Source organism: Dyadobacter frigoris, assembly GCF_005280585.1.
In the GTDB taxonomy this organism is placed as follows: domain Bacteria; phylum Bacteroidota; class Bacteroidia; order Cytophagales; family Spirosomataceae; genus Dyadobacter; species Dyadobacter frigoris.
In genome coordinates, this window is the sequence record NZ_SZVO01000015.1 from 170373 (window position 1) to 183400 (window position 13028).

Sequence of the window (13028 nt, forward strand, 5' to 3'; positions counted from 1 at the left end):
ACTATATATCAAATATTTATCAATTTATAACAAAGAAAAAACCGTGCGATATGGCACGGTTTGTTTGTTTACGAACAGGAAGAATTAAAGCAATATCAGGTCTTCATTTTTTTCTTCTTCGCTGCCGGGAAAAGAATATTATTCAAAATCAGACGATAACCGGCTGAATTCGGGTGCAGATTTAAATCGGTTGGCTCCTCGCCTACTCTGTGCTGATAATCTTCCGGATCATGGCCGCCATAGAAAGTGAAAAATCCTTTTCCATGCGTACTGTGGATGTATCTGGCTTCCTGCAATTGTTTATTTTCCGCCAAAACAACAACTTCCGGTTTCACAAAACGGTTTTTAAATGCAGTAGTTTGTCCACAGAAACCTTTAATGATTGTCTGATGATTTTGCGTCAGCATACTTGGTACCGGGTCCCATTTTGCAGAAAACTGGAAAAGAGAGAAAAAATCATTTGATTCATTCAATCCGCGTTCTTCAACCTGACTGTCAATATCCGAAAACTCGATTTCATAAGGATAAGGAATGGTTTTGAAGTTCTGAAAAGCAAATGTGTTTTCATAATGGAGTTTGCTGTTGGCTGTCGGATCTGCCGGCGTTCCGTCATACATCGCTTCCACGATATCAAGTCCGTCAGCGGCCAAGGCAATGTCAAACGTATCGGTCGCATTACACATTGCAAACATATAACCTCCGCCCGTTACAAAAGCAGAAATTTTCTTAGCTACGGCCAGTTTCATTTGTGGTACATTGGCAAACTGGAATTTCTCAGCTACGCCTTCTGCTTCGCGCTTTTGCTCACGGTACCACGGATGATCTTTGTATTGAAAAAACTTGCCAAACTGTCCCGTGAAATCTTCGTGATGCAAGTGCAGCCAGTCATATTCCGGCAATTTTCCATTTAAAACTTCATCATCATAAACCACATCGTACGGAATTTCTGCATAGGTCAAAACCAGCGTCACCGCATCATCCCAGGGCGATTTTGACTTGGGAGAATAAACGGCTACTTTCGGTGCTTTTTGTAATTTAACGGCATCCATATTAACATCCGGCGCACTGATATCACTCAGTATTTTACCGGCCTGTCCTTCCGAAATTACTTCAAAACTTACACCCCGCACGGTCATTTCAGAAGCGAATTGTTGGTTGTAAGCTACCATAAAACTCCCTCCACGGTAATTCAGCAGCCAGTCCATTTCCATTTCATAACTTTTCAGAATCCAGTAAGCGATTCCGTAGGCCTTTAAATGGTTTTTTTGCGAATCATCCATCGGAATCAACAGTCTGTTCCCAAAACTCTGGGCAGAAATTCCTAAAAAAATGATAAACGGGGCAAAGAGCCGTACCATTGGTTTGATTCTTTCACGCATCATGTGCAGCTTTACGTATTAATAAAAACAGGTTTCTTTTTTCCAAAGCAACCTCATTACAAGTTTAAAATCAGGCCAGATCCGTGAATAAAGCTTTGGTTTAAAACACGAAAACGCTTCATCAGATTCATAACGAAATATACGCTTTCCAACGCTTATATTCTGTCTGATTTAACGTAATTTAAACAAAATATGGTACGTAACGCATAATTATATAATGAATATCAGGGAAAATGTAGACGAAGGCTTACGTTCCATACAGTCAAATCTGCTTCGGACTGTACTTACCGCGCTTATTATTGCTATTGGCATAACGTCTCTGGTAGGTATTTTAACGGCCATTGAAGGTATTCAGAATTCTGTTAACAGCAGTTTTGCGGATTTGGGTGCCAATACCTTTACAGTTAAAAATCACGAAGAAGATAATTTCCGGAATGGCGGTAGACGTGGAAAGCGATATCCGGTAATTAATTACCGCGAAGCCAGTGAATTTTCACAGCGTTTCCGAAACGATTTTGGAGGAACGGTATCCCTATCATCCAGCATCGGCGGTGCGATTCAGGCTAATTATCGTTCAAAAAAAACCAACCCAAACAGCAATGTTATTGGTACGGACGAACAATATCTTGGCATCAACGGTTACAAGATCGATTTTGGCCGGAATATGAATAAAAACGACATGGAAAACTCATTGAATGTCGTGGTGCTTGGACAGGAAATTGCCCGGAATCTTTTCGGCGATCTGGATCCTTTGAATAAGGAAATCACCTTTATGGGTTCCAAATATAAAGTTATTGGCATACTCCAAAAAAAGGGATCCATGGGCGGAGGAAATGATGCCGACAGGATCATGATAATTCCACTCGATAACGGACGCGGACTGGCAGCAAACCGGACATTAACTTATAACATTACCGCATCCACTTCGAAAATTTCTGACGGCGACATTATTCTGGAAGAAGCCAGAGGATTGATGCGGCGCATACGCAACGACAGGCTCGGAAATGAAGATTCCTTCGTTGTGGAGCGTGCGGATGCTATGGCAAAAGATTTTGAAAATATTACAGGCTATCTAAGAATCGGTGGTTTTGGTATAGGAATTATCACTTTATTGGGTGCATCCATAGCGCTGATGAACATTATGCTGGTTTCCGTTACTGAGCGGACGAGGGAAATCGGGATCCGGAAATCCCTTGGCGCAACACCAAGTGTGATCCGTTTTCAGTTTTTAATAGAAGCCATTGTGGTCTGTATTATCGGCGGCATTGCCGGATTATTTCTAGGGATTTTGATCGGAAATGTGATTTCTAACTCGATAAGCTCTGAAAGTTCATTTGTTATTCCCTGGGCGTGGATGGCTTTGGGAATTGTTGTCTGCGTGGTGGTGGGAGTACTTTCCGGAATTTACCCGGCCATAAAAGCCTCACGCTTAGACCCTATCGAAGCGCTGCGTTATGAGTAATAGTCGCAGAAAATTTATGCCATTTCAAACATCGAAAATTTATTCAAAATATTTTTCAAACAATGTTTGGTTAATCTGATTTTCTCCCTACTTTTGCACTCCCAACACAACACAATGCCCGGATGGCGGAATTGGTAGACGCGTTGGTCTCAAACACCAATGAGGTTACACTCGTGCCGGTTCGACTCCGGCTCCGGGTACAAAGCGGGACTTTTGAGAGAAATCATCAAAAGTCCCGCTTTTTTCTTGCCCTAAGTCATTGTTTATCTGAAAGATAAGAGCTGCTACTTCATTAATTTTTGTGGTTCGATATCCACTTTCTGAAAACACCAGTTTTTCGGGGTATATCGAACCAATGATCTCACGCTTCTGATTTGTGTCTGATCTTGTGTAGACAAGGTCAATGTTTGATAGTGCACTCACTGCCTTATCCAACATTTTTTCAAGGTTTACAGGACTGTTCCCGCTTGTTGTCATCTCCGATAAATTGGCTTCCAACCGCGCAAGCTTTTCCTCTATTTCAGCTTTCATCGTCCGGTAGTCTTTTGGATCAATATCACAGGTCAACAAAAGCTCTCTTGCCTTAGTTAGTTTGTTGTTCAGCACATCGATTTGTACAAGTACTTCTTTCTTCTCACCTTGCGAATTCTTTGTCTGCCCTTTGAAAGCTTTGTTTACAATCAGTTTAAAAAGCTCCGTCACACCTTTGTGGGGTTTAAACTTTTGAAGCTCTTTTACAAACTGATCATTGACCCGGCCACAAGCATATCTTGGCCCGCAGGAGGCCACACAATGATAATAATGATACCTGCTGTTTCTGCCTTTCGAAGCACTTGCCGTTAATAGCCTGTGACAATTAGGACATTTCAGAAAACCCCGTAATGGAAACATATCATTTGACATTTCTTTCACATTCGGCCGCTGCCTCTTCTTTTTTCCGTCAATCGAATCCTGTACTTCGTAAAACAGGTTTTCGGATATGAGCGCTTCATGCTGTCCTTGCGCTAACCGGCTTTCTTCATCCTTGTAACCAGGTATGAATATCTTACCAAAATAAAGCGGGTTTTCAATTGCTCGCCAAAAACAGGTTTTGCTGCATCTAAGTCCTTTACGAACAGCTTGTCTTCTGACTTCTTCTACCGAGTATATACCTTGCGCCAACTCTTCAAAGGCCCATTTTAAGACGGATGCCTGCGGCTGTTGCAGTGCAATGTATTTTCTGCCGCTTTCTGTTATTTTATTTATGTAACCCACCGGAGCTACACCCATATACCGGCCTTCCTTTTTTGCCCTTCTCATACCGTGAAAAGTATTGAGTGCCCGCCGGTCATTTTCCACTTCGGGTGCAGCCAGGTAAAAGGCCAGCATCATTTTATTTTCCGGAATAGAAAGATCCAGCGGCTGCTCAATGGCCTGCGGTTCCACACCCAACCGTCTGAGTATACTGATCATTTGGTAGGCATCGCCCGCGTTGCGGCTGAACCTGTCCCATTTGGTAAAGAGAACCAGATCCACCTTGCCTTTTGATTTTTTCAGGTCCAGAAGCAACTGTGACCATTGGGGGCGGTTGAAGGTCTTGGCCGAATGGTCTTCATAGATCACCTTTCTAACCTCTATATGGTTAATGCCACAATACTTTCTGAGCATTTCCTCCTGCCCTCTTTGAGAGTATCCTTTATCTGCCTGCTCGTCCGTGCTGACTCGGACATATAGATCTGCCGTTTTCATCTCAATACCATTACATCATAAATAATTTAGCAAATAAGATTCTGTTACAAAACATCCTCTTTTAAATCTTTAAGACATTGACTTACTGCTATATTAGCCAATTTTTCCAAAAACTCCAAGATTTTCTTAGCCTGATTTTCTGTTACCTCCAGCCCTTCACACCTTAGAACTTCCATCGCTTTATGCGGGGACACTTTCTCTGTTTCTAACGCCTCCATCTTGCTCACCATGTTTTAGCTCAACATGCCGGAAAATAATCTTTGATGCCCAGCAAGATGTTCCGGCGATACTTTCCGGAATAAAAAGAATCTAATTTCTGCTTTTTTATAATTAGACACGGTCTGATCTGCCTAAATCAGACCGTGCCGTTTAATAATCAGTCCCTAAAAACATGACCTTCGTACTGTGAATAGCCGTCTAAAAACAGGTCCTTTGCGAAGGATTTATAATCAAAATATCTTTTTAGGAGCTTTGGTGCATCTGCCAACATCCCTGATTCCTCAATGTACTGATATATAAATTCTAACTCTGGGCCCTTCATTGATCCCGAAAAATAACCTCGATAAGCATCTTCAAATTCCTGCCGGGTTTCATCCAGATCATTTCCGTTCAATGGCCATGATACGATGCTTGAACAGTAAATCTCAAAAGCTTTCGCACGTTCTTCGCCCATTTCATCTATGGTTTCAAAGTATTTAAATGTGTCTTCATGCAGACTGTATTCTGAAATCAGAAAATCAGGGATATTCTCCCAATCCTGGAACATGAGCTCTGGCAAAAATTCGTTTCGGTGATATTCGTAGCAGTTTTTGTAAAACTCCTTGGTATCAGTATAATTTGAAAGATCAAACCATTTTCCGAAGAGCGAACCATCGTTATACTGCCCGTAAGTTCCAACATAAATTTTAGGAGCATTTTCTAGATTTTTCATGATTAAAAGACGTTAAAGTAGCTTAGCCCGGCGTTGTGCTCAGGGCAATCGCTGCCTCCGCTCAAAGAAAAAATGACGGGGTTTATCCCCTCGGGTGCAAGTGTAAGCGGCGGTTTAAGGAGCGGCACTAAGCCGCGGTAAATAGCCGATTGGGCTTGAAGCCGTCATTTTTTGCTTTGTAACTTTCGTTGCATTGACTGACAACCTCTGTGGCTGGTGCTTTTCTTAAAGCTTTTAGACATTGCAGCTCAATCCTTCGAGAAGTTTTTATGCAATGAAATTTAAAGTTAGCCAGGTTACCTTTTCAATATTTTTATCGTTTTCAAGCAGTTTCCAATCCCGTTTTTGTCCTTACCTGGCAATATTATATTCAAACAGCGAAAGCACGCCGAAATTGAATACGCCACAGGTTGCCACCCCAGCTTTTCTTTTTGGGAGTACCTACACTTCATCAAGAAGGAAATAAACTTCAGTATCCGAAATTTCGCATTCTCATCGAGTTAATTTTCTCTAACCGAAAACAGGATTACTTCGCAACGGATAGTTTTTACAGGCCAAATCATTAAATTTGTAAAGTAACTATAAACAGGAAGGTATGGCTGTTAAGGAATTGAGATATGAGAATGGGAGACTTTTGGGTCTTTTCATACCGATTGAGGATATAGAGGGACTTAAAGGAGATCTCAAAACCGACTCACATTTTTTGAGTTATTTGGATGAACTTTTGTTCAAACAGCAGGAATCAGAACCGGCCCTACAGGAGCTCTTACCAAATGGCCTTTCTTCGCAGCAGACCAATGACAGAGCTGCAAAAGTCATCACAAATCTTCATAGAGAAGCCTTTTCCAAAGGAGTTCCCATGTATTACCGGGATGCCAGGGCAACTCCCCCCAAAGAATTTATCAGGGCCAACCCCAACGGTTCGGAGGATTTGGTCTCATTGGATATATCCACGGCTGAATATACCTTAATAAAACATTTAGTGCCTAAGGGAGAAGGAAGCTGGGCGTTTGTGCATGTAGAAAGTGAATCTTCACGGACCCATTATAACTAAGAATCAACTTATCCATCTACGGTTAACCATTGACCAATTTAGTCATTATTATATGCATATGGATAATCACCACCCTTCTTCCATATTGAAAATAATGTTAATTCCACTTCTCCTCATTAATTCGCTTGCATTAAAATCGCTACATATACCTTCTGATAAACCATAATTAAAAATCATTTCACCTTCTTGAATCTCGCTATTAAAACTGCGGTTATTAACAATATGATGCTTTCCTGCCAATTTTGCTAACTCCAAATCGTGGGTTGAAATAATTCCAAAGGCATTAAGATCCTTTAATTGCTTAATCAGTGAGAACCCACCTCTATGACGATCTTCAGAATTAGTTCCTTTAAACATTTCATCTAAAAGAAAAAATATTGCCTGTCCATCCTTTATTAGTTTCAATAGCTGTTCTATTCTCTTCAACTCGGCGTAAAAGGAAGACACACCTTCTTCCAGATTATCCTGAGTGCGCATACTAGTAAATAAATGCATTTGAGATACATAGGCCAATTTAGCACAACATGGTGCTCCCATTAACGACAAGACAAGGTTCACACCCAAAGTTCTTAAAAAAGTACTTTTACCAGCCATATTCGAACCAGTAATCATGACAATCTCTCCTCTCCCCGTCAAATTAAAATCATTGCAAACCCTGCTTCTATGATCTATTAATGGGTGCCCAAGCATTTCGAAATGCATATTATAAGGCTCCTGTTTAATTTCTGGAAAACTATATGTGGGATTGGAGTAAGAAAAACCAGCTAAACTATTCAAGACCTCAAATTCACTCACGGTATACGCCCAAGATCTTAGATGAGCTCTGTTTCTACCTCTCCATTTCTCTGTTAAAATAATCCAATAAATATCAAGAAGCCAAAGAACATTAAAAACAGAGTAAATAATATTTCGTTGCATGGACTCTCCTTTTATACCTCTGAGTTGAAGGGTTTCCAATATTACCCTTAATCTATTAATTTCGTTAGCTGCTGAATAAAAATTTAGACTTAGAGATGATTGCAACCTCAGTAGTAAATTGGAATTAAATTTTTCCGTTTCAATCAAACTAATAATCGATCGGTATGCGCCTAATATTTTTACATTATGCTGAGTATTTTCAATGATTTCACCTGCAATCGGTTTCAATTTTCTCGAAACAAACAAATTGAGAAGAAAAGTAACTATAAAAGGGATCATTGCTGCCAACCAGCTGGTTGAAAGTATATTCAAAAGAAAATAACCAGTTGCTATGGTTGATAAGATGGATAGAAAAATACATAATATGAAATATCCGGTTTGATTTGTAAGTAATTGCCCAGGCTCCTCTACCCAACTTACCAGTTTATTGTACTCACTTTTGTTATACGTATAATGCATACCAGATGCCTGAAAATTTTGTCTCCAGTCCAATTTAGGAGTGAGCTCTTGGATTGCGGCCTGTCGTTCGGCAATAATTTCTCTTGAAGCCGATTCTTTTAGCCATTCGGCCAATAATGAATAACCCGATTCTGTTGTCGTTCGATTTAAAAGCTGGAAGATGGAATACTTACCAAAGACATCCAAGTCAGCAGCATATGAATGATTTGGATCGACAAATTTCTCTCCTGATGGGAATTCTGATAATTTGTTCTCCAATCTCAATATTTCGGCTTCATTTATTTCTTTTAAAAAAGTAACGTGCTTTTTTTCGAAAGCGACCTTTTTATGTCGTTTAATTATTATCCCAAAACTAAGCGCGCCTAATGGAACAGTAATTAAAAGCAAAGTCAATAAGCCCTCATTTGCAAAAAAGTAGATAAGTATTGTTGAGAAAATGAAAATAAGTAATCTAATTGTGGAAAGTCGCTCCAAACTTTTAGATAATATTGCAAGTGATGATTTATATTCCAGAATATTACTTTTGTATTTGTCCATTATAAGTGTAATTTTTAATCCAAAATTATATTATTTTTTTGCCGACAAATTAGCCGATTGGATATTCCGTTGATGCTCCGGAATATCCAGCCGATAGCAAAACGAGCATTTTATATGTAATTGAGATTATTGAAAGCTCATGCAATAAAATAGACACAGGTGTTTTTCCAATCAAGTAAAAAGCTCATAATTGAACAACCAAAACTGAAAGCTCTGGCTTTTCATTTCGTCCTTTTTGCAAGCATAACAATCCTTTTAATTTTATCAAAGAATTAATGTTTCTATTTAAGAGTAAAGAATTGTTTATCAATTTGAGCTCCAAATTCAAATGATTACTCACAATAACATTTTCGATAAATTTAAGGCTTTATATCAGCAGGCCATACCTAGATGATTTCCAGGAATTGTTTATTATGGATGGTATCATCGATCCTGAATTATTTGCTGTTCAGCCAGAGCGTATTCTGTTTATAGCAAAAGAGCACAACCTGTTGAAAAAACCGACAGACGAATTACCTTATGCCGCAGATTATACAACATGGTGGAAGCTTGGGGTCAACTATCTGTTCTCGCACCGAATCTCTTCTCGGACACATGGGATTCTAAATAATTTTACTGCCAACTATGATGACATAACAATAGACGATAAAAAATTAGCACTGAGGTCTGTTGCTTTCATCAACGTAAAAAAATCTAGTGGCAAAGCCAGTGCAAATCCAGAAGTAATCAGTAAATACATAGTAGCTAGTCAGAAACTATTGCACGAACAAATTCATGATATTGCCCCCACATTAACCATAAGCTGCTTTCGATATGACTACTTACCCAATCAGCTATTTGATGGAGTATTGACGAAGATTATTCCCGGAACATTTAGTTATGGAAGATGGAAAGGCGTAGACGTTATTAATTTCTATCATCCTTCTGCCCGAAAGAAAAGTAAATGGCTGTATGAAAAATTAGAAGAAGCTTTTGCTTACGTCCAAAATACTCGCTCGGTAAATATCTAAGCCTCGAAAGAGGATCCTTCTTGATTATAAAGCAAATTGGAATCAGTTTTTTCCCTTTAACAATTCGATCTTTTCCCGTTCGCTTTGAAGCAAACGTTCAAGCAACGCTACCTTTTCATCATAAAGCTGAATAATCTTCTCAAGAGGATTGATAGTACATAAATAGTTGTTATTATTTGAGCTGTTATCACTAAAACTATTGCCGATGATATTGAACACAGCCTCTTCACTAAAATTTTTAATTCCTTCAACTGGCACTCCTAAGATTTGCGCAATCTGTTCTAATATCTGTTCTTCCACCGTTTCACTTTGTTCAATTTTTGACACAGTCTGCTGACTGACTTTCAGCTCAAAGGCCAAAGCTTCCTGCTTAAGCCCGCGGAGTTCGCGGATGCGGCTTATTTTGTGTCCTATGTGGTTGGGTTTCGTTGATGTGCTCATAGTTACAAATATAAAAAACTTTCTGGGAACGTCTATTCGTCCACGCCGGTAATATACGCATCAAAATTGGTAGAATACAAGCCGGTTTGGTTCTATACTCGTGTAGCGTGGTTTTCATTTGTTAAAAAATTAACAAATGGAAAATTTAAACAATGCTTCAAATCAGGGACCTTCCAAGGGCGAGGCCGCAACACATACGATAAATCATATTTATCTTATGCCGGATAACAGTCTGGATCAATATAACAGCTGGACGGAGAAAATCACCTCCCTGGCGCATAGTGCTTCTGATGAAATTAGACTGAAACCAATTGTGGACCTTCTAATCACAGCTATCTCCCCAGAGCGGATATTTATGATTAACTATAAAGGCCTACCGCAGCATCGTATTGACAGCTATACCGAAATACTGGTGATCGTTGATGATGAAGACGTAGATGAGGACCAATATCTGGATTTTGTTATACTGGCCTTTTCTCAACATCCGGATATTTTAGTCTCTCTGGGTGGTGCTTCGGAGGTTAGAGGATATCAACAATTCGGGAGCCCGTATCACTGCTCACATTTTAGAAATCAGTTTCAAGTCTATTCCCGCAAAAGGTCCGTAATTACTGAAATGGACCAGGATCAATTAGATAAATTAAAATCAGAAGCTGACACGCGTTTCCAGACTACTTTTTCCAGAGCTCGGCAATTGTTCGCCGTGGCAGATGAATTTTTGAAAGAAGAAAACCCGGATTTGGGCGCTTTCATGCTTTACCAGACACTGCATCTGCTGTATCAGTCTGTCATTAATGCTTTTAAAGGTCCTATACCTGAAACATTTTCTGCGGCTGAATATCAAAAAGTGGCCGAAGATTATTTACCTATCATGGCCAGAAATAACCACTTGGCTCATTTACTGAATAGGCTGGAACAGGCCTGTAGCCTGCAGGGGCAGCATAACTATCAAAATAGTAAAGTTTCCATGGAGTTGTTGTCTATTGATGTTAACATTTTGATGAACATTTGCGAAACAGCCATCGCGTGTAAACTCAGCCAGTTTGACAGCCCATCAGCAACGATCGAAACGAAGATTTAACTCATTTAAATTATGTAAATCATGAGCACAATATTCAATGTCAACAATTTCTATGGTGGTAATGTCATTATTTCAGATTCCGGTAACGAGTGGAAAGCGCTGATTGAAATTTTTATCAGTAAACAGCAGCAGCGCAACAACCGAATCAACCAGTTACTGGAAGTGCTCGCCAATGCAGAACCGGAAGAAAAGCAGAAAGCCATTTCCACATTGCACCTGCTTCAAAAGGACAACGAAGCTTATCTAGCAGCATTCAAGCAAGTCACAAACGGAGAATAGCACTGGAAGGCTAATCACATTGCAATAAATACCTGAGGATGGAAAACCATGAAAAAACAGGAAAATAATCAACCGGAATCTGGTTCATTGGATAGGATCGTTGATCAGATTATAGCCTTGGTCGATGTGGAAAGAATCTATGTACAAAAGCATGAAAAAGAAGAAACCTGCCATACCGTACTGACCATCCTGATCGCGAATACCTGTACCAAGTCGCCGGCCGAACTCTTGCCCCTTGTCAGTATTCTATTTACGGAGCAACATACACTGCACTTCACCCTGCATCCGGCCCATCAGATCAAGGACGCTTTAAGCAAAGGCAACCTGTATTTTTACAATATCTGTACAGAAGATAATCTACTTTACCGTACAGCCGGGTCAGATTATGAGCTTTTACCTACATCATTGAACCAGAAGGAGATGCTGGAAAATGCCAGGAAGCAGTATGATTCGGAAGAAGAAAAAATCAAAGCGTTTGTCAGTGGAGCAGATTTTTACCTGGAAAAAGAAAACTACGCCCAGTCAGCCTTTATGCTTCATCAGGCAATCGAACTTAATTACAGGGCCATTGAGCATTTTATAACAGGAAGATCAAAAATCACTCATAGCATCAAGGCGCATCAAAAATATCTTGAACCGTACTGTATAGAACTTAGCAACATCTTTTTAGTAGACCGTGAAAGAGATATAGAACTTCTGAGATTATTGGACGATGCTTATCTTGCTGTACGTTATGAAAACGATTACCAGATAAACAAACTAGATCTGACTGCGCTACGGGTAAAAGCCAGCGAAGTGAAACTGGCTGCACTAAAAACCTATCAGCAACTGCAGCTAAACTTCCAGCAGCCACAAACACTTATTAAACTGCCCGAAACAATTGAACAAACATATCAGAAGTTTGATGATTCGTGTGTTCCGCTTTGCTTAATTGAGCAGATTTGCGTCAATATTGACGTAGAACGAATTTTTTGTTTTGGCAAACGAACGTATCAGGCCTCCCGTTATAACCCGTTTAATAATATTTCGGCTGAGCAAACAGAAAAGAACCACTATGATCTGGTTGTGATTTCTTCCGACGAGCGGGTAGAGAAAGCTTCAAATCTGCAAGACAAACTAAACAATAGCAGCAGTAATGGTTACACAGTATTACTACTCATGCATACAGATCAATCACTTCAAAAATTCCTGAATTCCAATAGTAGATTTTTCCATAATCTGCTTCAACTAGGCGTACAAGTCTATCATAAAGAAAGGTTGACTGCGAAACCTGTGCTACCTGAGTCTGACCCGTCAAATACAACTTGGAATTACCAAATGCACTGGCACCAGCGTTACTATCGTGGTAAAGCATTTATTGAAGCAGCTGGCAGCGCGTGGGATGAAGGAGAGGAAACGGTAGTATTATCCCTTCTTAACCAGGGCGTTGAACAACTCTGCATAGGACTTATCGATGCTTTTCTTGGTTACCGACCAAATCAACATTCTCTATCCCATCTTTTTGATCTTTGCTTTAATTTTACGCCTCTTATCGAAACAATCTTTCCGCGCCACACATCAGAAGATCTTAGAATTTTCAGGCTGCTTGCCAAAAGTGTAAACAACGGACGTCACCTGGTCAATCTTTCCATAGACCCCACCGACACCGGATTACTTTACCGTAAGTGTAAAATTTTGATTGAGGAATCGGAAAGTCTGGTTGCGGAGCAGCTGGATAAATTGTAAAACGTCAAACCAGCTGGAGTTACC

12 protein-coding genes and 1 tRNA gene are annotated in these 13028 nt (G+C 39.9%); 7 read left to right on the forward strand and 6 right to left on the reverse strand.

Features of this window, described 5'->3' with window-relative positions; all coding sequences use genetic code 11:
• Window positions 1-95 precede the first annotated feature (95 nt).
• Window positions 96-1358: an asparagine synthetase B gene (locus tag FDK13_RS27025; protein WP_137343180.1), complete on the reverse strand. Its 1263-nt coding sequence runs from the start codon at window positions 1356-1358 to the stop codon at window positions 96-98.
• A gap of 238 nt (window positions 1359-1596) precedes the next feature.
• On the opposite strand from FDK13_RS27025, the gene FDK13_RS27030 reads away from it, so the two are divergent.
• Both FDK13_RS27030 and FDK13_RS27035 read left to right on the forward strand, forming a co-directional pair.
• Window positions 1597-2841: an ABC transporter permease gene (locus tag FDK13_RS27030; protein WP_137343138.1), complete on the forward strand. Its 1245-nt coding sequence runs from the start codon at window positions 1597-1599 to the stop codon at window positions 2839-2841.
• Window positions 2842-2957: 116 nt separating this feature from the next.
• Window positions 2958-3041, forward strand: a tRNA-Leu gene (locus tag FDK13_RS27035).
• On the opposite strand, the gene FDK13_RS27040 is transcribed toward FDK13_RS27035, so the two are convergent.
• The 3 genes from FDK13_RS27040 to FDK13_RS27045 form a co-directional block, all read right to left on the reverse strand.
• Window positions 3007-4569: a recombinase family protein gene (locus FDK13_RS27040; protein WP_137343139.1), complete on the reverse strand. Its 1563-nt coding sequence runs from the start codon at window positions 4567-4569 to the stop codon at window positions 3007-3009. The two genes, FDK13_RS27035 and FDK13_RS27040, sit on opposite strands and share 35 nt — an antisense overlap.
• 44 nt (window positions 4570-4613) lie before the next feature.
• The gene (locus FDK13_RS35585; protein ID WP_170982928.1) at window positions 4614-4787 is read right to left on the reverse strand and encodes a hypothetical protein; all 174 of its coding nucleotides are present in this window, start codon (window positions 4785-4787) and stop codon (window positions 4614-4616) included.
• A gap of 158 nt (window positions 4788-4945) precedes the next feature.
• Window positions 4946-5500 carry an antirestriction protein ArdA gene (locus FDK13_RS27045; RefSeq protein WP_137343140.1) on the reverse strand — a complete coding sequence of 185 codons (555 nt, stop codon included), beginning with the start codon at window positions 5498-5500 and terminating at the stop codon, window positions 4946-4948.
• Window positions 5501-6095: 595 nt separating this feature from the next.
• Between FDK13_RS27045 and FDK13_RS27050 the strand changes: the two genes are divergently transcribed.
• On the forward strand, window positions 6096-6554 hold the full coding sequence (locus tag FDK13_RS27050; protein ID WP_137343141.1) for a hypothetical protein: 459 nt from the start codon (window positions 6096-6098) through the stop codon (window positions 6552-6554).
• A 66-nt stretch (window positions 6555-6620) separates the two neighbouring features.
• On the opposite strand, the gene FDK13_RS27055 is transcribed toward FDK13_RS27050, so the two are convergent.
• Window positions 6621-8468 (reverse strand): MutS-related protein, encoded by a 1848-nt coding sequence (locus tag FDK13_RS27055; RefSeq protein WP_137343142.1) that lies wholly within the window; start codon window positions 8466-8468, stop codon window positions 6621-6623.
• 413 nt (window positions 8469-8881) lie between these two features.
• Between FDK13_RS27055 and FDK13_RS27060 the strand changes: the two genes are divergently transcribed.
• Window positions 8882-9478 (forward strand): hypothetical protein, encoded by a 597-nt coding sequence (locus tag FDK13_RS27060; protein WP_137343143.1) that lies wholly within the window; start codon window positions 8882-8884, stop codon window positions 9476-9478.
• A gap of 42 nt (window positions 9479-9520) precedes the next feature.
• Here the strand turns inward: FDK13_RS27060 and FDK13_RS27065 are convergent, their stop codons facing one another.
• Complete coding sequence (locus tag FDK13_RS27065; RefSeq protein ID WP_137343144.1) at window positions 9521-9919, reverse strand: helix-turn-helix domain-containing protein; 399 nt, start codon at window positions 9917-9919, stop codon at window positions 9521-9523.
• 136 nt (window positions 9920-10055) lie between these two features.
• Here FDK13_RS27065 and FDK13_RS27070 point away from each other — a divergent pair, with 136 nt between their 5' ends.
• Genes FDK13_RS27070 through FDK13_RS27080 form a run of 3 tightly spaced genes read left to right on the forward strand, consistent with a single transcriptional unit; the run spans window position 10056 to window position 13004 of the window.
• Window positions 10056-11000, forward strand: coding sequence for a hypothetical protein (locus FDK13_RS27070; protein WP_137343145.1), 945 nt, complete (start codon window positions 10056-10058; stop codon window positions 10998-11000).
• A gap of 21 nt (window positions 11001-11021) precedes the next feature.
• The gene (locus FDK13_RS27075; protein ID WP_137343146.1) at window positions 11022-11279 is read left to right on the forward strand and encodes a hypothetical protein; all 258 of its coding nucleotides are present in this window, start codon (window positions 11022-11024) and stop codon (window positions 11277-11279) included.
• A gap of 48 nt (window positions 11280-11327) precedes the next feature.
• A complete protein-coding gene (locus FDK13_RS27080; RefSeq protein WP_137343147.1) occupies window positions 11328-13004 on the forward strand; it encodes a HEPN domain-containing protein in 1677 nt (558 codons plus the stop codon).
• Window positions 13005-13028 lie beyond the last annotated feature (24 nt).